Source organism: Nostoc sp. CMAA1605 (assembly GCF_021596505.1).
In the GTDB taxonomy this organism is placed as follows: Bacteria; Cyanobacteriota; Cyanobacteriia; order Cyanobacteriales; family Nostocaceae; genus Trichormus.
In genome coordinates this window covers 42,422-65,509 of record NZ_PJIZ01000032.1, presented here as the reverse complement: position 1 = coordinate 65,509, position 23,088 = coordinate 42,422, and the positions used below count along the sequence as shown (strand labels likewise).

The following is a 23,088-nucleotide window of genomic DNA, read 5'->3' as shown; positions in this document are numbered from 1 at the left end:
AAACCGGTGATTGCATCTGAACCAGAAAAAACGCCAGCAAATGTCAACTCTCCGGCGTTTTTTACGATACTTTTTACCCTTTCGCAAGGAAATTCCCGTTGCACTGACATTCGTATTAATTGGTGCTTCTACTCAGGCTTTGGGGCCATTCTTACTCGGATGGTCAGTTGATCATCTGATTGCCAAGGGAAACTTGCCAGGTTTACTACTGTTATTAGGAATACTAGGTTTAATCTACGGTTTTAGTATCTGGGCAATTCGGGGTCAAATTATTCGCGTCGGTTGGATTATGCAACGATTGCTGGCGCAATTGCGACAAGATATTTTTCTGAAAATTCAAAGTCTACCACTCAGCTTTTTTGACCGTAGTGAAGCTGGGGATTTAATGAGTCGGTTACTTAATGATGTCAATACCGTCAATCAAGCTTTTGGACAAACTGTTGCTCAAATGTTGGGTAACGTTTTTAGTTTGGTTGGCATCGTCATTGCCATGCTCTTTATTAATCTACAACTTGGTCTATTGAGTAACTTAGTTGTTCCCCTGATGATTTTTACCACTAGCTTTTTTTCACGATGGGCAAGGAGTAAATTTCGGGTGACACGTAAAACGATTGGCGAACTTTCTGCCAAGTTGGAAGAAGATATTGGCAGTGTCAGAGAAGCACAAGCATTTAATCGTGTACACATTAACATAGCAGAATTTGACCAACTCAACGCCGCTAATCGTGATGCCAACGTCGAAGCAGTAGCGATTACCTCAGCTTTTTTACCATCAATTGATTTTCTCAACACCCTAGCTACCGCAGGTGTATTAGCTTATGGTGGCTATCTTGCCGTTACTGGAAGGGCAACAGTAGGTGTAGTCACATCCTTTTTATTGTATGTGCAGCAGTTTTTTCGCCCCATCCAAATCCTCAGTCAGTTTTACACCCAAGCCCAATCTGCATTCGCGGGACTGGATAGAATTTTTCTGTTGTTAGATGAACCATCACTATTGCAAGACGCTCCTGATGCGATGACAATGCCTACTATTCAAGGTGAGGTCATCTTTGAAAATGTCAAGTTTGGCTATAATCCAGAACAAATGGTACTAAAAGGTGTAAATTTACACGCTCATCCAGGACAAATGGTGGCATTAGTAGGACATACTGGTTCAGGTAAAACTACCATCATTAATATGATATTGCGTTTTTATGATGTTTCTGATGGTGTTGTCAAAATAGATGGTATAGATGTCCGTAGTGTTACACAAGCGAGTCTGCGCCGTCAGATTGGCATTGTCTTGCAAGATAATATTTTATTTAGTGGCACTGTAGCGGAAAATATTGCTTTTGGTGCGCCGTATGCTACACAAGCTGAGATTGAAGCGGCAGCACAATTAGCCAATGTACATGAGTTTATTACTTCTCTACCACAGGGTTACACAACTCAGTTGGGGGAACGAGGCGCGCCTTTGAGCCAAGGACAAAGACAACTGATTAGTATTGCTCGTGCGGTGTTAATTAATCCCCGCATCTTGATTTTAGATGAAGCAACCAGTAGCATAGACACTCGTACAGAAGCCCTAGTACAAGATGCGATCGCTCGTTTATTAAAAGGTCGTACCAGTTTCGTCATTGCTCACCGTCTCAGCACCGTCACCCAGGCTGATCAGGTGTTAGTGATGCAGCAAGGTCAAATTGTTGAAAGAGGGACTCATGCTCAACTGATTGAGCAACAAGGTGTTTATGCTAATCTCTATGCTCTCCAATTAGGTGCGACAAGCACAATGGAAGTTCACTAATAGCATAGTCAGTTGGCTTGTATTCACAGATTACACCTTTGTGTGCGCCAACATAGTGGCGTGCGAACTAGTATGACTTGGGTAAAACAAAAGTAGAACAATATTTTGCAATAATGTACAAGAAACTATTCATGCTGCGATGATATTCTTCGTCGATAACAATATTTTTCATAAAAAATAAATCCCACCAATTAACTTCCCTCTTAACATAAAAACACAAATCAATCATAAACTTTTACCAATTATAAACAATTAGATATCTACCTCATAAAAGTATGCTTTTTAGGTAAAAAATTTACCTAAATTGGTGGTTTTCTATTGCTATAGACTTACATAAAAAAATAACTTGAATACAATTAACATCCTCAATCTATGTTAATTTTTACATTTATCTGTTAGTCTTATCAGCAAGTATCAGGTTACTAACCTAAGCTGAAATACCCTCGTGAAGTCTTGGTCTAATATGGAGAAAAATAGTCATAACAAAACTAGATTTATATTTAAACTACCTTCTCTATTGGTGAGAAGTGTCAGAAATAAAATTATTAGCGGCTATGTTTTTGCTATTGGAATTGCCATAATTGGAACCAAAACTGGATTGATAGTTGGGGACTTCTATTACCAACAAGCTATTGCTGTTCAAATAAGTGCTAATAGGGAAAGTCTTCTTTTAAGTGATTTGCAAATTGCCATGCTTGAGACTTTACCAACCAGAGAGTTTGTTCCTCTATTGCAAAACCCAACAAATCTAAAAAAAAATAGGTCTCAATTACCTGGGCGACGAGATAAAATACACAAAATACTAACAGCAATTAATTCTTCAACAAACACTTCATCAAGAACAGAATTTACCATTTTGCTTAATAAGTCTCAGCAAGCAGCAGATGAATTCTATCAAAGTCTAATAGAACTGCTTAATGGGTTTGATTCCAGATCAACTGATAAAACCGAGGCATTAATCAAAGAATTTACCAGAGGTAAAGAGTTTACTGACATTACTTCCCTTGCATACAGACTGACACCCTACATTAAAGAAGCCAGAGAGCGAGAGTACATAGCAATACAGGCTGTGCAGAAATCAGAGTCTTTAAGAATACAAATTTTAACTGTGAGTATGTCAATATCAGTTGTAATAGCTATAACTTTGGCTGTTACTACTAGTCGTGTGATTGCACAACCAATTGAAACCATAACTCAAGTTGCTAAAGTAATTAAACGTACGTCAAATTTTGCGCTGCAAGTTCCTGTTATTACCTCAGATGAAATCGGTTTATTGTCCACATCTTTTAACGAATTGCTCCAAACAGTAGCTGAATACATCGAGAAACTTTCACAAAACAATCAAAAACTACTAGCGGCAGAGGAAGCACTAAAAGTATCCTATACAGAGTTAGAAGCACATGTAATCGAACGAACATCTCAACTAGCTCAAGCCAATCAAAAATTGCAGGTGGAAGTCGCAGAACGCAAGCAAGCTGAGTTAAAACTGCTGCACCAGGCATTTTATGATGCTCTTACGGGTTTACCGAATCGCTCTTTTTTTATGAACCGCCTCACACACGTAGTGAATTATTCCCAACTTCGTCCAGATTATATGTTTGCTGTCTTATTTATAGACCTAGACGACTTCAAGTTTATCAACGATAGTTTGGGACACGCGTATGGAGACCAATTGCTATTAATTGTTGCTCAAAGAATTAAGGATTGTTTACGTACCATAGACTTACCTGCACGCTTAGGAGGAGATGAGTTTACAGTTTTGCTAGAGGGTATTAGCGGTGTAAAAGATGTGATAGATGTGGTTGAGCAACTTCAAGAAAGTCTGTCACGTAAAATCACTCTAGCTGGGCAAGAAGTTTTTACCAAAGCGAGTATAGGCATTGCTTTAAGTTCTACAGGTTATGAACAACCAGAAGACCTGCTACGCAATGCTGACCTAGCAATGTATCAAGCTAAAGCCAAGGAAAATTCAAGTTACCAGGTTTTCGACTCTGATATGCACGTTCAAGTGTTAGTGCGCCTACAATTAGAGACTGCCTTACGCCAAGCTATTGAACGCAAAGAATTTCAGATTTACTATCAACCAATAGTCTCACTAGCTACGGGAAAATTAACAGGATTTGAAGCGCTTTTACGCTGGCTACACCCACAAAAAGGAATTATTTCTCCAGAAGAATTTATCTCAGTAGCACAAGAATCTGGGTTGATTGTCAAAATTGATCAATGGGTACTTTATGAAGTATGTTCTCAGGTTAAAGAGTGGCAAGAGCGATTCTCACTCAAATCAGTAAATCCGAGAGAATCAGCTTTGACTATCAGTGTTAATCTATGTAATCCTCAATTTAGCCAAAGCAGTTTGCTGTCATATGTTGATCAAGTTTTAAAGAGGACAAAGTTAGATGCACAAAGTTTAAAACTAGAGATTACAGAAAGTGTGATTATGGAAAATGGGGACAAGGCAATTTTGGTACTTAAAGAAATCAGAAATTTAGGGATTCAGTTAGCGATTGATGATTTCGGTACAGGTTATTCTTCATTAGGTCGCCTGCATCAGTTTCCTATTAATGAGTTAAAAATTGACCGTACTTTCGTAAGTGGTAAAAATACGAGTCGAGTTAATTTAGAAATTGTGGAAACAATTATCATATTGTCGAAAAAACTTGGCATAAGTGTCACAGCAGAAGGCATAGAAACGGAAGAACAGCTAGCCTTTTTAAAGAAAATGAAATGTGAATATGGTCAAGGATATTTTTTCTCCAAGCCATTGGATAAATCTGCGGCGGAGAACTTAATTGCTGTAGGGTATCAATGGTAAGTTGCATTCAGTCTATGCTACAGTGAAATAATTATAATGAAATTTCAATGAGTTTGAGAATTTGATTATTAACAGCGACTGTCTTTAACAGGAATTTTAAGCATAATTACAACAATAGAATACTTTTAACAAGAATAGAAAAGACCTAAGCAAAACTCTCAAAGTAAAGTTTAAGACATGAAGAGTTCTTGAACCTCAAAATATCAAGAATTAATTGCCATTGCCAGTAATACCAATCATCTTGGGGAATTCCATGTCTGAACCTATAATTGTTGACAAAAAACCTACACTTGTAAAACTACAACCAGGTAAATACTTTTGGTGTAGTTGTGGACAGTCTACGAATCAACCTTTTTGTGATGGTTCTCATAAAGGGACAGATTTTATACCATTAGCTTTTGAAATTACAGAAGAAAAACAGGTTGCACTGTGTCTGTGTAAACACACTAACAATGCACCTTTTTGCGATGGTAGCCATAAATCACTCTAAAATTTAGGGGCTATCAATAAAGAGTATAGGCAGGGTGGTTTCATACAACCAGAGAAAAAAATAAACCTAGCTTTCAAAGCCTCTCCCCCACGGGGGGAGAGGTTTGGAGAGGGGTCAAAATCTCAGCTACAAAACAAAAAATCAAAACCTATCTATTTTTCTTTTTTCGTATGAAAGCACCCTGCTATCAATAAGGGGTATAGGGGAGAATAACAAAAGCAATAATAGACAAGAATAGTGCTGGCGATAAATTGTAAACTTTTGTGCGCGTAACTTCTATGAAAAATCAATGATCGCCCCATCAGGGGGAAATTCAAAATATCTCACCCCCTATCTATGAGTGCAAAAAAATCTATTTTTCCTCCTATATCCCTGCTGATATTAGTTAAATCAATCTGGTGTTTGTGTTTAGTCTTTCCTGGTAGTAGCGCAATAGCTCAGTCTAATGTAGACATTGATAGCTCTGAAACAGAAACAACCTTAGAACAAGTTACCTCTGTCAGCCAATTACAAGATGTACAACCTCAAGATTGGGCGTTTGCAGCTCTCCAGTCGTTAGTTGAGCGTTACGGTGTCATTGCAGGTTATCCCAATGGGAGTTTTCAGGGTAGCCGCGCTATGAGTCGCTATGAATTTGCGGCTGGGATCAATGCGGTATTAGAGCAAGTAAATGAGTTAATTCGCAACGGCAAATCAGATTTAGTTGCATCTGAAGATTTAGAGAAGTTACAACGACTACAAGCAATATTTGCCCCAGAATTAGCTACATTGCGAGGAAGGGTTGATAACCTCGAAGCTCAAAATGCAATGCTAGAAGCCAATCAGTTTTCTACTACGACAAAATTACAGGGTCAGGCTATCTTTGCATTCAACGTTGGGGGATTTGGTGGTGATAGAATTATTGCTCCTAGAGGTAGGGTAATTGCTGATAATGACCCCAATGCAACTTTGATTTATCGACTCAGTTTGGATTTAAACACCAGCTTTTATGGCACAGATTTATTAAAAGTTCGCTTAGTTACAGGTAGTGATGGTGCAAACGATAACGCGGGTGGATATCTTGAACCAAATTTGGGGAGTACCTTAGATTTTTCTATTCCAGGGCGGAATGATCAATTAAGTATAGGAAGGCTGTACTACACTTTTAAACCTGTTGAAGATTTGCAAGTTACTATCGGCCCTGCAATTGTTGCTCCTGATTTTGTTGATCAAAATCGTTATGCTAACATCAGCTTTTTAGACTTTTCTACTCAGGCTTTAGTTAACAACTATATATTACTTCCTAGACCGGCAGGGGCGGGTGCTTTTATTAACTGGCAACCAAAAGCCAGTCCCTTTAAATTCAGAGCATTATACGTTGCAGGAGATGCCACTGATTCGTTACCAGAGAACCGAAGATTAATTGGTGGCGGTGCGGCTGAAGATATTCGTTTATTCCCCACATCTGGCGGTGGTGCGGATGGTGGTTTGTTTGGTGATCCCTACCAAGGCTTTGTAGAACTGGAATATGCTCCTACTAAAACTTTGGCGGTACGTTTGCAATATAGTGGCGGTCAGCTATTCGGTAGTAGTTTTAATGGTGTGGGTGTCAATTTTGACCTGGCTTTGAATAATCGTGTGGGTGTTTTTGGTCGTTATGGTTATGCTAGTTATCCTGATACCAGCTTAGGTGATATCAATCCACATTATTGGATGGCTGGGTTAGGATTTCGAGATTTGTTTATGGAAAGAGCGATCGCGGGTATTGCAATTGGGCAACCTTTCATCGAAAATGCTGTGGGGGATAGTACACAGATGAATTTTGAAGCTTTCTATAACTTTCCTGTGACTGATCATATCCGAGTTACACCTTTAATTCAGGTAATAGCTCATCCGAGTAATCAAGATAGTAACGGCACAATTGTCACCGGCACTTTGCGGACAGTATTTGCTTTTTAAATTTTCTGTAACGCGCCCCATTCACTTTACTGTACTATTATGAATTCAGCAGAAAAGCCTGAAAAATTAGAGCCACGTAAACCAGTCTTTCAAGAGTTAAATTTTCAGATTATTTGTGCTGTCACTTTAATAGCTGTAATTGGGGTTTCTAGTATAACTCCAGCGTTTCCACAGTTAGCTAAATCTTTAGAAGTAGATCCTAAAAATCTGGGATTATTGATTACGGTATTTACATTACCCACGGTTATACTAAGCCCTGTTCTGGGTGTGCTGGCTGATAGATTAGGCAGAAAGAAAATTATTGTTCCTTCCCTATTTTTATTTGGCATTGCTGGGACGGCTTGCGGTTTCGTCCGCAATTTTGATTTATTACTAGGTTTGAGGTTTTTAGAAGGTATCGGTGCAGCTTCTTTGTTATCTTTGAGTATTACCTTAATTGGTGATTTATACATTGGAGCTAGACGCACTGAGGCAATGGGTTACAATGCCAGCATTAGTAGTATTGGTACGGCTAGTTATCCCACTATTGGTGGTGCTTTGGCAACATTAGGCTGGTATTATCCTTTTATGTTGCCTATTTTGGCTATTCCCATTGGATTGTTAGTATTATTGTTTTTGGATAATCCCGAACCCAAAGGCGATCGCAACCTCCGAGAATATATCAAAAACGCTGCCAAAGTTTTGCGAAATCGTCGTTTATTTGGGTTATTTATCGCTAGTGCAGCTAATTTCGTGCTACTTTACGGTGCTTACATAACTTATTTACCCCAGTTAATTAGTGATGTCTTTAAAGCCCCACCAGCCACAATTGGCATATTATTATCTAGCGTTTCTGTGGCAATTACAATCACATCTGCCCAATTGGGAAAATTAAGCAAAAAGTATTCACCGACAACGTTAATTAGGGCATCTTTTATTTTATATGCTGTAGCTTTATCACTTGTTCCCTTCATGCCAAGTATTTGGTTTTTACTAATTCCAACTACAATTTTTGGTATTGGTTCAGGTATTGGATTTCCCAGCATTCAAACACTATTAGCTGATTTAGCTCCCAAAGAATATTTAGCGACGATTTTATCTGTGAATGGGACATTTTTCGGATTAGGACAAACTTTAGGGCCACTGTTAATGGGAATAGTGTTTGGTTTTGGGGGAATCAGTAGTGTGTTTTATGCAGGAGTAGTATTTGCAATTTTTATCTTTTTTGTTTTTAGGTATTGCACTTGCTTGTAATGTCAATATAACAGTCCTAAATCATTCGTAAGCAACAAGATACCCGACTTCTTGGAGAGATTGGGTATCTTGACATAGTGAGTTAGTATGAGATTGCGTTACACTACACTGTATACAAACAATACCCCAATAATTACGTAAGCTGGAGAATAGCGATCGCACCTGGGACTGTAAATAATAATTTCTGACAAAGCCTGACTCGAAATCGCTGCACCGTTGCCTTAACTCCCCACAACACTTTTTTGTTTACCAGTCAACTACACTAAAATAGTTCCAATTTCCATCAATAACTCCAGTACAGTCAAATTATGAGATTTGCAGCAGTCTCACTCCAGTACGACTTTTTACCGCGATTTTACAAAATGGCAAGTATTAACGTGCTTTCCAACATGATGGTTCCTCTCGCGGGGATTGTTGATATCGCCTTTTTAGGTCATTTAGCAGATATCCGTCACCTGGCGGGAGTTATCCTCGCCACAATACTTTTTGACTATCTTTATCGCGTGTTAAAGTTCTTACGCTCTAGTGTCAATGCTCTCACCGCTCAATCTGTGGGCATGGATGATCATAAAACCATATTATTAGTAGGAATGCGGAGTGCTTTAATTGCGCTAGGACTGGGGTTAGTGATCCTGTTGCTGCAATACCCTATCCAAAAGTTAGGCTTTTGGATTTTAAGCGGTTCACCAGAAATTGAAAGTTCTGGAACAGATTATTTCTATGCGAGAATTTGGGCAGCTCCGGCGGTGTTACTCAACTTTGTTTTAATTGGTTGGTTCACGGGACGAGAAAAGAATAGCTGGGTGTTGCTCATATCTCTAATTGGCAATGGTTCTAATGTGCTGTTGGACTATTTAATGATTGTCCAATGGGGTTGGGAAAGTATGGGTGCAGGACTAGCAACAGCAATCAGTCAATATTTAGCACTGTTGACTGGTTTAGTGGGTGTTTGCTTCACCATTGAATGGTCAAAATTACGCGCCGCCTTAGAAGAGGTGTTTGATTGGCTGGCTTTGAAAGATACTGTTGTTCTCAAGACAAACATTTTGGTGCGATTCTTAATCTTGATTTCCACCTATGCCATCTTTACTAATTTGAGTGCCACAATGGGGACAATTACCTTAGCAGAAAATGGGTTATTGTTGCAAATTGCTATATTGAGTCAGTTCACCATTCAAGGCGTAGGTCTGACTACACAAACTTTAACCGGAAATTTTCAGGGTAAAGGCACAACAGAGAAGATGTTACCGTTGTTAACTATTTCTGTAATCACCAGTTTATTTATTTCCCTGGGTTTTGCGATCGCTGCTGTGATTTTCCCAGATACAATATTTGGTATTCTAACCAGTCATACAGAAGTTAACGAACACATTAGCAGTTATGCGATTTGGTTACTGCCACTTTTAGCTTTAACTGCGATCGCTTTTATGTTAGAAGGATACTTTATCGGTTTAAAAGAAGGCGCAACTATCCGTAACGCCGTACTTTTAGCCTTTGGATTCGGTTTTGCACCACTAGCCGCTACAGCTTGGTATCTGCAAAACAATCATCTCTTATGGGTGTCTTTAATTGCTTACATGAGCATTATGATTGTGGTTTTGGGGTTGAAATTACCTAAAACACTGGAAAGCAAAATACCTAGTCCAGATTTATTGGGGACTTCCAACTAAAAAAACAGACAATCATTTTGGTGTGGGAGGCTGGGGAAGCTTTTACGGGCATTTTTACTCAGCACCCAGCACTGTGAAGCTAGGTTAAAATTCTGCTCCTGTATAACCCGTAAATATCCACAGAATGGAACGAACGACATCACGAATAATTCGTAGAATGGATTCTGATTCTTTTGGCTGAGATGGTACAGAGACAGGAGTAAAAGCAATACCTCGACTACCAAGGACTACAGTAGCGATCGCCTTGGCTCTAGGCATATGAAATTTAGAAGTAATCAGAAACAGGTGTTGTATCTGCTGTTGTTGAAAAGCATCTACTAAGGTGGTAAAGTTAGTTACTGTGTCTGTCGCTTGGTAGTCAAGATAGAGTCTATTTTTATCAATACCTGCGGAGTGAAAAATTTCTCTTGCTCTTTTGGGGGGAGAGCCAGAAGAAACCCAAATTTTCAAATCTGGATCAAAATGGGCAAATGAAGCAGTGAATTCTTCTCTATCTGCACCACCGCCAAGAGTTAATATAGCTTGAGGTTGGGGAACTTGGCAGTAAGTGATCGCTAATCGGACAGGAATAGTGAGTAGTATAGCGAGAATAAAACCCACTAAAAACAACATCCAATTTTGTTTGAGTAGGTATGGTGATAATTTCATAACTAGACTGAATGCTTGGATGATGTGAGCCACATTAGTCTATTCTTGCTGATTATGCAATTTTTCTAACTCAATTAAACGAATAGATAACAAGATTTCGGCTAGCATTCTCTGAAAAGCATAATACCAACCAGTCCAGCCATCCCAGATTCCACCTTTGAGAATCAGGCAATACAATAAGATAATGAAGGGAGCTAGCACTTTTTGTTTACGGATGCGATCTCCAAAACTCAGTTCGCTGACTGGAGTTTCTAGTAGTTTTTTACCCTCAATCACCATATAACGATCCTGGGCCCATAGCCAACGCGTCAAGGATTTGCGATCATCGTGATGGATATAATTGGACAACATAGCAGACTTCCCAGTTAGTTGCAAAAGTTGAGTATGTCCATCGTCTATATATATTGCCTTATTTTTACGAAATAAAACTTGGCGTGGGGGAAGTATTGTACCTCTCAAGGGTCTACCAAGAATACAATACTTAAATCTGGCAAAATAACCATTCAGTTGCTCATCTACTTGTAAAGCAGCAATTTCAGCAGTAAGTTCATCTGTAATGATGTAGTCTGCATCTAATGAAAGCACCCATTGAGATACAACTTGAGCTACACCAAAGTTCCATTGTTGAGCGTGAGTATCAAATCTTCTTTGAAAAAATTTAACTTGTGGATAGGAAGATAATATGTCTAGGGTTTCATCTGTACTATAGCTATCAATAACTATGATTGTCTTAGCCCAGGTAAGATGTTCGAGCGTCCTACCGATATTTGGGGCTTCGTTATATGTGAGAATTAGGGGAGTAATTTCTTCTAGCATTGCTCAATAAATTTAAATTAATGTTTGTGATATAAATAGATTGCTAAAATACAAAATACATTTTAAAATGTTAGTGTTAATTTTTCAAACCATTAATATTATTTGACATCTGTACTAATTGAGAGCAGTAAAAGTGGGAATTTTCTTTATTTCTGTATAAACTGAAATCAATTTTGAGGCAATACAATCCCAGGTGTAGTTTTCACTGATGAATTTCCGAGCGCGATCGCCCCTTTGTTTTGCCTCTTGGGGAGCATCTAAAGCCTGTTTGATAGAAGTTGCGATCGCAGTTATATCAAACTCGGCAACATAACCTAAATTTTCCTGTGTTACCATATTAGCTAAAGCAACGCCAGGTGTAATTATAGCAGGAATCCCCGCAGCTAAAGCTTCTAAAACAGCTACACCAAAGTTTTCCGAATGAGAAGTAAGTGCAAATAAATCAGACCCTTGCAGTAATAAATCTTTCTTCTCACCCTTTACAAATCCTGTGAAATGAGTGCGGTTTTGCAGACCATGAGCTATTACCAGAGATTTAATTTTACTTTCATAATCAGCATCTCCACTACCTGCTATAACAAAAGTAAAGTGATAATCTAATAGTTTACTCAAAGCTGGAATTAGATAATCTAGCCCTTTTTTAGCATGGAGACGGGATAAAAATAAAATAATGGGTTCATCATCTGGTAAATTTAATTGTTGCCGCAAACGCTGACGCGCATTAGGGATTATATGAGGAATGTAGAGACCGTGCGGGACAACAAAGGATGGTGAACGCAGTTTTAACGGTGCGGCTTCTTGTTGTTCTTGTTCTGAAGTAAAATGAATACATTTACTATAATTGAGATTAGCCCTCTCTATAAGTTTCAGATATAGTTGCTTTTTTTGATAACTTTGTTGCAATGACCACTCACAAAGTTGTCCCAAAGGACGAACAATATAAGGCACTCTTTGCAGACGAGCAATAGTCATTGCTATTGTAGAAGGATAGGAAAAAATAGCATGGACGTGAAGTAAATCATACTGAGAAACATTCTGCCACAACCATGTAGTTAGGTCTTGAGAAAAGGCAAATTCTCTGATGGAGTTAACTTTAGGGGAAAAGCGCCTAAAAAACTGTACTGGCACTTGCTTATACTCAACCAGTTTACCAATAGGCACATAAAGTAAATCATCACCATTATCATTAGTAGTAGCAATTTCTGCGTCCACTCCAGCATTTATTAATGCTTTCACGGCTTCTACTACTGCTTGACTTGGCCCACCTCTGACTGATGCTACTGAAGGAATAATATGTAATACTTTCATATTAATGTTATTAAAAATAGTAGTTCAAGATAGTTTAGAGGTTGGTGGAAAAGAGGTTAGCTGCGATGTTAGAGACTGTTTATCAAAATAAATTCAGCTTAAAAAAGCAGAGAAAGTCAATTCTCCAAAATATAATCTTTTAGGTAATAATCAATGCTTTTTTGAAAGCGTTCAAAACCAAATTTGTTGACTACCCGATGTCTCAGTTCTGCTGGTTGGTATAACAGAGGATTAGGATATGTACCCTGGAGAATTTGAATTATATTGTAAGCGATCGCCTCTATATCATCTGGGTCAACAAGTGCGCCTAATTCACCTTGACAAAGGGCATCAACAGCCCCATCTTTATTACCTCCCAAGGTAGCTTTACCACAAGCCAGTGCTTCTAAGTGAACAATGCCAAATCCTTCACCTTTACTTGGCATAGCAAAAACATCACAAAGATTATAATAATCTCGCAGTTGTTCATCAGGAATGTACCCAGCTAATGTTACACAGTCTTGGAGTTGCAGTTGGGATATTAGTTGTTCAATTCTGGGTCGGTCATTTCCTGACCCAACCAAAACATAATGCAAATTGGGAATAATTTGACGAATTTGGGGTAGAGCCTGCAAAATTTTGTCATAACCCTTGCACCTCTGGGGCGATTGGGCAAGACGAGTGACGGTGAGAATCACTGGTTGTTGAGGATTTAAGCCATATTGTTTGAGGAGATGGTCTGGCTTGGGTGCGATTTGAAAATTATCAGCATTAAAGGTATTGGGTAAAACGACAACTTGATTTGGTTTTAAGTTTTGTTCTTGGAGGAGGCGATCGCGCGTATAGCTACTTACGGCTAAAATCAGGTCAGCATTTTCTAGGGCTTTCTTGACCGAGGGATTTTGGATATCCCAAGCATCGATACCATGTGCTGCAACCCAGTAGGGAGTGCCTATTAACTTTTTCAACCAGTAACCTGTAACACTAAAGTTGGGATGGGTGGAAAAAATCAAGTTGGGACGTTGTACAAGCCCAAGACCAATCATTTGTGCCGCCAGGGTGGGAGTACGTAAGGCTAGAGGCCAATGACCAGCCGTATGAAAACATAAATTAGCTGACTTTGCTGGTATATCTGTATCGTGTTTAATCACAATGTCGTAGGCCGCATCAGGGTAAAGACCTTGAAATGCTGTTAAACACAAAGAGGAGTAACGTTGAATCCCGCCTGTTGAGTTGAATAGCGCAGGAAACCAGAGGTGAAAATGATATTTATTTTTAGGAAAATTTTGTTTAATCACTTGATTGTTTTTACTAACAAAAATTCAGCTTGAGAAACTTATGTAGGAGATTTTTGTTTACCTAACTTTAACCGAATCACGAACCTGACGCTGACTTGGAGTGATAGATGAAATTACGTAGTCAAGTGCCTCTTCTAATCCTTGAGTTGCTTGAGGATAACTGTACTGAGAGACAATTTTTTTGCCTTCTTGCCCCCAAATTTGCAAACGCTGGCGATCAGAGAATGCTTCTTGCAGGCTACTAGCTAAAGCTGACACATCGCCAGCAGAAAATACCAGCCCATTGTGTTGGTGATGAATCAAATCTTCAGCACAACCTACATGACTGCTGGCAATAACTGGACGAGATAAACACATCGCTTCGTTAATTGCCAATCCCCAAGTTTCTGAAGCCCCGTAGCTGGGTAACACAAATAAATCAGCGATCGCGTAGGTACGAGGCATCAAGGTTTGATTTTGAAAAGGCGCAAAGTAGATATTTTTGTGTGGTGCTGCGACAGCTTTTAATTCCGCCTCTAGAGAACCTGCACCGACGAATAACAGCGAGACTTGAGACAAGTTGGCTGCCAAAAAAGCTTGTAGTAAATCTAAAGGACGCTTTTTATTTTCAAATTTCCCAGCAAATAAAATTACTGCATGATCCAATGGGATACCCAATTCTTGCTTCCAAAGCATCGCTTGCTGTTGGGCATCATCAGCTTGAGCAAAAAAGCGATCGTTATCTATAGCATGGGGAGAAAAAAATAAACGATTATTCGGTACGCCATGATATTGAAAATACTCATAATTGGCTTTGCCCACATAAAGACAAGCCGCAAAACGTCTATAAACCAGGTTAATAAATTGCCGCCGCGCCCATGCTTTGATGCCAGTAGGTTTTAGAAGGCGATGGGAATCACCCCGAAACAACAACGGTATCTCACGAGATTTCCAGTTCATCAAAAAGCTATAAATACTAGCGTAGTTGTAGCACATCAAAAGTACCGCATCAGGATGATAGGCTTTCACCTGAGAGACTAAAGAAGGATTTTGTAACCCTAATAAATGATGAACACCAGGATTGGTACTAACATTGGGTACAAATTCGTACTCATAGCCATCTAAAAGTGGAATATCCCATTGAATAACTTGTTTAAAACCTACATCAACTTTTGGAGTAATGCCGAAGTTCCAAAGGTAGAAAACTCGAATAGACAAATTATTGTTAAGAGTAATATGGCGAAACCAGGGAGCATAATATTGGATCGGATGTGTAGAGACAACTGCTAATTTTTTCATTACCCAATATCTTTTTAACTAGTAAATAACTTATTTGCCTAACCCTAAATTGCTTAGAATCTTACTGTTGTCCTTGAGATTAAAGGTAGGCTTCTCTATTAAATAATAAGCAACCATACCTGCTAGAATACTAAATCCAATATTATAAGGGAATATTCCTGTAATTGTAGTATTTTGATCAGTTAAAAATAATTGTTGCCATATATAAATACTGTAAGAAATTTGCCCTATGTACACTAGAATTGGGTTACTCAATAATTTACTGAGATAAGAATTAGGATTATTATGTATCCAAACAATTAATATTCCCAAGCAGATAACATTTAAAGTTATACCAATAGAAATTAAGTATCCCCCAATTAAGTAATCCAAAATTGGAGAAATAAATACTAGCCATGTAACTAACATAGCGATAGAAGAAGCCTTGATTTTAGAAATGCGGTTGCTATATATAGGAGATTGAGTCAAGATAGCCATAAAGCAGCCCGCCATAATACTGTCAATTGATGTATGTAGCATCATATTTAAATATCCTCTAGTTACAGGAAAGAGAAAATAACTAGCTACACGCACAATAGGCATTGACAAAACTAAGCATAGGGAAAACTTACGTAGATATTTCTTGTTTAAAAATAATAGAAATAGAGGCCATAACAAATAGAACTGCTCTTCTAATGCCAGAGTCCATAAATGTCCAAAAAACCAAGTTCCTCCAAGTTTTTCATTAGCAATAGCTGCAAAAACGCCAAAGTAATTCCATGTAAAAGTTGATGCAGATATAAAGTCTTGGGGCGTAATATTTAAATTAGCAATTACATTGATTAAAAAAACTACACCAACAAAACAATAGAGGTTAGGAAATAATCTGATTGCTCGTCGTACATGAAATCTCTTCAAATTAATAACACCAGTTTCATTAATTTCTTTTAAAAGAATCCTGGTAATTAAATAACCACTTAATACAAAAAATATCCTAACCCCTAAGCTAGAATTTGCTATGAATATTGATAATATATTCCAAATATCGCTATCAAACTTAATAGTATTTTGCGAATGATATATCACAACCAATAGAATAGCGATTCCTCTTAGCCCATCAAATGAATTAATACGATTTTTCAGCATTATTTTTGATAATTTCAACAGTTTTACCTGATGACCAGTCTGGTGAACTCGTTGGAGAACTTTTTTCGCTCCTTCGCGTTCTGGAAGACCAGCAGAAGTTACCAAGACTCGCAAAACTGGCCCTAACATATCCATATTCAGATGGCGTTTGCGCCCATGTATCTTTTTTCCTGCGTCATAGCCCGCGTCTATCAATATCATCGTTGCCGTTTCGTTTCCACTGATTTACTATTAACTGCGGCTTCTGATGTGTTTTTTACTTCTAAATTAAAAAAGGTAGCAAATATTACTGACTTAAGCCAAGTGATGTGTAACTTCTTTTTGAAACCTTCTAATTCTGTGGAATTAACGTAGTGTCAGGTGCCATTTTGATAGCCAACAGGCTGAAAGCTTCTCCGTCTATTTTTTTGAGACTTTTTCCGTCAAAAAAATTGAAACCGTATCCTTTTAACCAACTTTCTACTTGATTATTTTTATAACCATCTAAATAAACTGCAATGACGCGATTGGAATTAAACAAACCTTCTGCACCTTTAAGTACTTCTAATTCCTGACCTTCTACATCAATCTTGATAATTATACATTTTCCTAATATGTCAAATGAGTCAAGACGACGGCAGGGTACAGTTACTTTTTTTTGTGTTAAATCTGAGTAGCTATTCTCAATAGTAGTAAAGACGTGGGATACTGCGCCAGTAAAAAATTCTAATTCACCTTCTCGTTCAGCAAGAGCTATACAGTGCGCTGTTATTGGTAAACCATCAGTAGTTTGTTTAAGGCGCAGAAATGTATCTGGGTTTGCTTCAAAAGCATAAAAGTTTATATCTTTATAAATTTGTTTTATTTTTGCAAGTGATGCAGAAAAAATTCCAACATTTGCGCCTATATCAACAAAAGCATCAGCATGAGCTAGTAATGCAGCAAGATGAATAATTATTGGTAACTCATCGCGGAAGAGGCTAGAAAATTTTGCCATACGGGATGCACGCAAATAACCATTTTCTTTTATAGAATTAACTTGAATGCTACAGCCAAGCAGTTCAACCTTCTTTTCTTTATCTCCTTCAATGAGCTTAGTTACAAACCTACGAATGTAGGGTTTTTTAATAAAGAATCTGTCATACAAGTATGAAAACATAACGACTGAAACTCCTAATTTTCTATGTAATAAGTAGTGAGGCTCAATTATTTGTAAGCTACGATAACATCATCTTATTATGAAAACATATATTTAAGTCCAATTTAGTAAATATCTTGTTCTGAGATTATCAGAATTTCTGAATCCATATCCAGAGCGTTTAATTAGCTTTAGTTTGTTATCAATTACTTCTACAGTTTCACTGATCGTTCCATTATCAAAGTAACCGATAACTCTGCAATAAATTGATAATTTTGCATTAATTATATGACTAAGTATTCCTCGTAACACATAAAATGAATTAATACGATTTTTCAACATTATTTCAATACTTTTTAATTGGAATGAAATTGGTTATTAAAATAATGTAGCCGCCTGCCTATTGTAAAAATATGATATTCGGTTTTGATTTCTGAATTGACAGCAGGGAAGAGCTAATAAAGCATAAATGGGTAGTAAATATATATTATACTATGTATGCAAAAATTAAATCGTATATTTTCAATAGCTAATTTTATATGTATTTGAGTAATGATAATATGTAGTGTTTTTCATTAAGACAAGTCTCATAGCAAATAAAAGCATTAAAATTTGAGACAATACGCTCAGAAAAGAGCTAAGAACCAATTCATTTTTTGCTGATAACATTATAAAAGCTAGTGAAATTAAAAAACGATAGGATGTGATGGGAACTTTCATAGCGAAACGAGTAACATAACCATATAAACTTCCTAAAAAGACCCCTAAACCAGCACAACCTGTCGCGCCAAAGTTGGCATAAGCTTCCTGTAACATACCCCAAGAAATCTGAGTAGTAAGAGTTTGTTCGTATGTTTGTCTGCCATAATAAATGTTTAGCATATTAGTGGCTTCACCCCCACGAAGCTTATTTGGGTTAAGTACTCTAGGTATTAATAACTGAGGAATAATTGCATAAGTTCTTCCGTTCATATATTCCCTCATAGTGCCAGTTTCAGAAATTGCTTTCATCAACATATGTATAAGACTTGCTCTATCATTAAGACTTTCTGACTTTTGTTTGGGCTTATTTAGGCTGTCTTCATGGGCATTTATTTGTTTCAAGGAATTATTAATCCAGGTAACATACACAGTTGTATATTGCCCTGGCTGAATTGCTCCTTTATTCCAATAAACCGCGCGAGTTTCTGATTTACCTAAATTGAGGAATGATATCAGCAGGAAAGTGATTAATAGTAATCGCCAAGGAAGCTTGCCACTGCCTAGCATCCAACCTAAACTGGTTAAGACAGTGTACACGCCTCCTATGTTGAGATAAAGGCCGACACCAGCTTGAAATACCAAACAAGTTATTAGACCCAGAAATATCATCGTCTGTTGACGACTCAAGCATTTAGCACCTAATTGATAGCCTAGTATCATTAATCCAAGGTTAGTAAGAGCTGGTAGTGCAGTTTTCAGTGTTGTATAAATTTGTCCAGGGATAATCTGCCATATATACCCAGTATTCTGTAAAAGATCAAATAAGATAGAACAGAAGATGATTTGTAGGAAAAAGGGAGTTATTTGTGTTGGTTTAAATACTTTAATTACAGATTTACCCTGCGGTTCGCGTTTAACTAATGTCATCCATGTGATCGTTCCTGTTACCAGAAAAATAGCAACAACTATAGCTGCATTAAAATGTAGTGATTCACTGTATTGAAGAACATTAGGGTTCTTGGAAACTAAAGGGAAAGCATGTGAAGCTAGGTAGGTTAAAGCCAGAATTGGAAATAGTGGCAGTCCTTTAGCACGATCAGCACACCATAAATAGGTGGGTAGTAAAGACATTACCGCAATTAATAATGCACCAGCTTTACTAGGAGATGGTGCATCAGCAGTAATAATTTTCACTACCACCAAGATTAGAGCAATCCAAAAGCCTTTCAACATCCAACGCTTCTGAACCTTGCTAAATCCTATAGGTGACTCTAACTTAAACTTGGAAGTCATAAATTATATCAAGTTAATACTAGCAGCAGACCATTACCAGTGAGTATTGTAACTACAGTATGTATAATAAATCATGAATTAATACTGACAATAATTACTATTATCATAAACCTGATTTATAGTTACTTGGCTTTTTCAGAAAAACATAGAATCAAAAAACACTTGATAAAGTCTTGTTGCTTCGGTAATTAACAAGACACTGATCAAAGATTTTGCACTGCTGAAGTGTCATATCTCTGGCTGTATAGGGTTGAAAGGCTAACCAGTCAGTTTTCGGTTGGAATCCTTTGGGCAGGGATAATAGACTATTGACTTGAGAAATAATTTCGGATTGTAAATCTATAGGCTGGTTGTTGGAAGTAAAGGTTACTGCATGACCAGCTTGACAACTGTGTAAAATATCAACTACAGAACTTTGGTTATGAAAAATTGCCAAGATTGCTTTCTTAGCTAAAATGCAGGGATATAGTTTGGAAGCTGTATAACTGGGATCATCAGAACCAATCAGTAGAATAGCGTCGCTATCAACAAGAACTTGTAGTGCCTCAAAGTAAGGAATGCGATGGGGATGTTCGGTTACTAAATCTGCAATACCCAGTTCTTGGGCAATTGGCTCTATTGTTTTGACAGCTAGATTACCAGGAGCATAACTAGTTCCCACAAAGTGCATCTGCACTGACTGCCAAATTTCTGGGTTCTGGCTACGGTGCGCTTGAATACCCAAAAATAAAGACCTGACAGCCAAAGCCATATCATCACCGCCTCGACCAACATACACCCAATGGCGCTTACCATCATTGGGGTTATATATTTTCTGTTGAATGTTAAGCTGAGAAAGGGCGGCAAAATCAGGTTCTGGAGCGCCAAAAGGTAGTACAGTAAACTTTTCTGGTTGTAAATATGGATAGCGCTGTTGTAAAACTTTGGGATATGCTGGTGAGACACTGATTACATGAGCAACTTTACTTAAAGCTCTCGGTTCCAATATTTTGGCTTGGAGTTGAGCAAATCCATACTTGAAGCGTCCTCCTGGTGGTACAGTTTTTGCTTGTTTATAGTAATCACTCAGCCAAGGGTCTTGAAAGTCTAGAATGTATGGTACGTTAAAGAGACGCTCCCATCTACTACCCAGCCCCATAGTAGTAAATACGGTTGTCGAAAAATAAACCAAATCAAATTTTTGTTGCCGCAACAAGCGATCGCCTGTTTGAAGTAAATAGGGAAAACATCGCAGGCCCAAATTGCTCATCCCAATACGTCGAGTTTGTTGAACAGGTAATGCTCCTGTGTATGTAGTCGGAATCTGGGGAGGAACTGTTTTTGTCAGTATGGGGTCTTGAACACCTTCAATGTGATCAGGATGCACTGTCAAAATATGTGGTTCCCAACCAAATTCTTCCATGTAGGGTAATGACATTCTTACCCTTTGATGATCAGCAGCATTAATTGGTGGAAAATGGGGGCTGACGATTAAAACTTTATGTCTCAATTTTGAACACATTACACCTAGTCCAATTTTTGTATGAACTGTGATTTTATTAACCTCTAATGCCAAAATTTGTGACTTTTAATAGAAGGCTATAATTTCCTCAGATTCTTCCAAGGGCTTATTGCCAATAGGTTTAATTTTGTATCCTAATGAAGTTAAAAACTCAATACATTGTTGATGGAGTTCATCACTATGAGTTGCTAAGAAAATAGTTGGATGAGCATTACTTAGCATTGTTTTAGCACCCGTAAACACTTTCATTTCTGCTCCTTCTACATCAATTTTGATGTAGTCAGGTACAGGTATTTCTCCTTTAGCAATTAAATTATCAATACTAACTGTTTGAACTTGTAAACTACCTTTCGATGATAACTGTCCTTGAAAGGTAGAAGAGTTTAATTCAAAATAATCAATGCCAGTTTTATCTGAAACAGCCGACTCCACCACAGTAACGTTAGGTATACTATTTAACTGCAAGTGCTGTTTTAAATACTTAATATTCGTAGGCATTGGTTCAAATGAAAATACTTTTCCTTTAGCACCAACTAATGTGGAAGCTAAAAGTGTATAAAATCCTGTATGTGCGCCTAAATCAAATACGATACTTCCTTCTTTAATAGTTTGCTCAAATAGAATTTGCTTATCGTATTCATAGCTGCCTAACCAGCAACCATGTTGACTTGAACCAGTGATCCATCGCTTCCCTTTGAGCCTACCCTGTAGAATAGGTAAGACTGTTGTCTGAGGAATGAGTTTCAGTGGCCAGCGCAAAATTTTTCCGATTAAAGATTTATTTGAGATTCCAGATATATTCATGGTAAATTGACCTGTAAGCTTTATAATTTAGCTCAAAAAACTCATTAACTTCAAATATCAAGTATAAAGTATGAAAAATTCAAATATCCAAATTAGATTTTAAGTAAAAAGTTTTTGGTATAGTTTCTCATACTTCTCGACAATTACATCAGCAGAAAAATATTTTTCTACACGTTGACGGCATTGATAACGGTTAATATCTGGTAATTTTTCTACTGCTACTACAGCATCTTCAATACTATTAATCAAGTAGCCATCAATGGCTTGACGCACAATCTCTGGTAATGCGCCTCTGGGACAAGATATGACAGGAGTACCACAAGCCAGAGCTTCAGCAAAAACAATTCCGAAAGGTTCTTCCCATTCTATGGGTACAATCATGGCAGCAGCTTGTCCCAAAAGTTCATTTTTCTGTACATCGTTGACAGCGCCAATATACTCAATACCATCTTTTCCCAAATGAGGAACTATTTCTTCTTGCCAGTATTGACCAGCTTCTCCAGTTGTGGAATGATTGCCAGCAATAATTAAGCTGCGTCCAGTTTTTTTGGCAATAGCGATCGCTGTATGCGCTCCTTTAATCCGTTCTACTCGGCTGAGAAATATCAGGGGTGCATCGGCGGCTACCTTTGGTTGAAAAGTGTATTTTTCCAGTTCTACACAGTTGTGGATGGTATGCCAAAGGCCGCCAGCATTGCGTCCAATCTTACAGATATAATCACTACAACCTGTAAAGGTCAAAGAACCCTGAGCAAGTTTGACACCCCAACTAGTGGTGCGATGACTGGGATATCGTTGATAAGACATCACCTTCGGAACAGATGAAGGTAACAGGGGTAATAAATAGAAGATGCGGGAAAAACTATGGACAATATCAGGCTGAAACTGATTTACTGCTGACCATAGGGTGAATGTGTTTTGCAGTGCATCTAATTTGTTTTGCGATCGCTTTCCCAACCAACTGAAGGACTGATTTGCAGGTGATGTTGAGTCAGGGTGAGCCACCAGTCCCACAGTGTGTCCACGAGCTTGCAATCCTGTGACAAGTAAATCAACAATACGTTCAATACCACCGTATAGTTTTGGTGGTACTGGAAGTTCGGGATCGGCAGTGAGCAGAATTTTCATGGCTATGATTTAGCTATTGTTTGTTGATATCGCCTGTTATTTAAAGGTTTTTCTACTAACTTGTAAAATATGATACTAACACTAAATTGCCACAGTCCAGCCTACTACTTGTAGTAGGAGCATCATTAAGGTGTCAACGGGAATAAACCTTGACCCTAGATT

General features: G+C 37.9%; 16 protein-coding genes and 2 pseudogenes. 6 read left to right on the top strand and 12 right to left on the bottom strand.

All coding sequences use genetic code 11. The annotated features are described in order from the left end of the window. The 6 genes and pseudogenes from CV014_RS13405 to gntT form a co-directional block, all read left to right on the top strand. Positions 1 to 1,783, top strand: a pseudogene (locus CV014_RS13405) (ABC transporter ATP-binding protein); the annotation flags it as partial. A 598-nt stretch (positions 1,784 to 2,381) separates the two neighbouring features. Further along, positions 2,382 to 4,598, top strand: a complete 2,217-nt coding sequence (locus tag CV014_RS13400; RefSeq protein ID WP_236142486.1) for a putative bifunctional diguanylate cyclase/phosphodiesterase — start codon at positions 2,382 to 2,384, stop codon at positions 4,596 to 4,598. Positions 4,599 to 4,851: 253 nt separating this feature from the next. Further along, a complete protein-coding gene (locus CV014_RS13395) occupies positions 4,852 to 5,088 on the top strand; it encodes a CDGSH iron-sulfur domain-containing protein (RefSeq protein ID WP_236142485.1) in 237 nt (78 codons plus the stop codon). 336 nt (positions 5,089 to 5,424) lie between these two features. Continuing rightward, positions 5,425 to 7,026 (top strand): iron uptake porin, encoded by a 1,602-nt coding sequence (locus CV014_RS13390; protein WP_236142484.1) that lies wholly within the window; start codon positions 5,425 to 5,427, stop codon positions 7,024 to 7,026. A 39-nt stretch (positions 7,027 to 7,065) separates the two neighbouring features. Beyond that, the gene (locus CV014_RS13385) at positions 7,066 to 8,259 is read left to right on the top strand and encodes an MFS transporter (RefSeq protein ID WP_236142483.1); all 1,194 of its coding nucleotides are present in this window, start codon (positions 7,066 to 7,068) and stop codon (positions 8,257 to 8,259) included. A 308-nt stretch (positions 8,260 to 8,567) separates the two neighbouring features. Further along, positions 8,568 to 9,929, top strand: a complete 1,362-nt coding sequence (gene gntT / locus CV014_RS13380; RefSeq protein WP_236142482.1) for a guanitoxin biosynthesis MATE family efflux transporter GntT — start codon at positions 8,568 to 8,570, stop codon at positions 9,927 to 9,929. 84 nt (positions 9,930 to 10,013) lie between these two features. Here the strand turns inward: gntT and CV014_RS13375 are convergent, their stop codons facing one another. The 12 genes and pseudogenes from CV014_RS13375 to CV014_RS13320 form a co-directional block, all read right to left on the bottom strand. Then, positions 10,014 to 10,541: a YdcF family protein gene (locus CV014_RS13375; protein ID WP_236142490.1), complete on the bottom strand. Its 528-nt coding sequence runs from the start codon at positions 10,539 to 10,541 to the stop codon at positions 10,014 to 10,016. A 75-nt stretch (positions 10,542 to 10,616) separates the two neighbouring features. After that, positions 10,617 to 11,393, bottom strand: a complete 777-nt coding sequence (locus tag CV014_RS13370) for a glycosyltransferase family 2 protein (protein ID WP_236142481.1) — start codon at positions 11,391 to 11,393, stop codon at positions 10,617 to 10,619. Positions 11,394 to 11,507: 114 nt separating this feature from the next. Further along, a complete protein-coding gene (locus CV014_RS13365) occupies positions 11,508 to 12,701 on the bottom strand; it encodes a glycosyltransferase (RefSeq protein WP_236142480.1) in 1,194 nt (397 codons plus the stop codon). A 116-nt stretch (positions 12,702 to 12,817) separates the two neighbouring features. Beyond that, positions 12,818 to 13,978 carry a glycosyltransferase gene (locus tag CV014_RS13360; RefSeq protein ID WP_236142479.1) on the bottom strand — a complete coding sequence of 387 codons (1,161 nt, stop codon included), beginning with the start codon at positions 13,976 to 13,978 and terminating at the stop codon, positions 12,818 to 12,820. Positions 13,979 to 14,035: 57 nt separating this feature from the next. Further along, a complete protein-coding gene (locus tag CV014_RS13355; protein WP_236142478.1) occupies positions 14,036 to 15,256 on the bottom strand; it encodes a glycosyltransferase family 4 protein in 1,221 nt (406 codons plus the stop codon). A gap of 30 nt (positions 15,257 to 15,286) precedes the next feature. After that, entirely contained in the window at positions 15,287 to 16,582 is a 1,296-nt protein-coding gene (locus tag CV014_RS13350; RefSeq protein WP_236142477.1) for an acyltransferase family protein, read from the bottom strand. 130 nt (positions 16,583 to 16,712) lie between these two features. Next, positions 16,713 to 17,519, bottom strand: a complete 807-nt coding sequence (locus tag CV014_RS13345) for an FkbM family methyltransferase (protein ID WP_236142476.1) — start codon at positions 17,517 to 17,519, stop codon at positions 16,713 to 16,715. A 93-nt stretch (positions 17,520 to 17,612) separates the two neighbouring features. Then, positions 17,613 to 17,753: pseudogene (locus CV014_RS13340) on the bottom strand (transposase); the annotation flags it as partial. 267 nt (positions 17,754 to 18,020) lie between these two features. Continuing rightward, the gene (locus CV014_RS13335) at positions 18,021 to 19,493 is read right to left on the bottom strand and encodes a hypothetical protein (RefSeq protein WP_236142475.1); all 1,473 of its coding nucleotides are present in this window, start codon (positions 19,491 to 19,493) and stop codon (positions 18,021 to 18,023) included. A gap of 151 nt (positions 19,494 to 19,644) precedes the next feature. Continuing rightward, a complete protein-coding gene (locus CV014_RS13330; protein WP_236142474.1) occupies positions 19,645 to 20,994 on the bottom strand; it encodes a glycosyltransferase in 1,350 nt (449 codons plus the stop codon). 66 nt (positions 20,995 to 21,060) lie between these two features. After that, positions 21,061 to 21,798, bottom strand: coding sequence for an FkbM family methyltransferase (locus tag CV014_RS13325; RefSeq protein ID WP_236142473.1), 738 nt, complete (start codon positions 21,796 to 21,798; stop codon positions 21,061 to 21,063). A gap of 99 nt (positions 21,799 to 21,897) precedes the next feature. Beyond that, the gene (locus tag CV014_RS13320; protein WP_236142472.1) at positions 21,898 to 22,926 is read right to left on the bottom strand and encodes a glycosyltransferase; all 1,029 of its coding nucleotides are present in this window, start codon (positions 22,924 to 22,926) and stop codon (positions 21,898 to 21,900) included. Positions 22,927 to 23,088 lie beyond the last annotated feature (162 nt).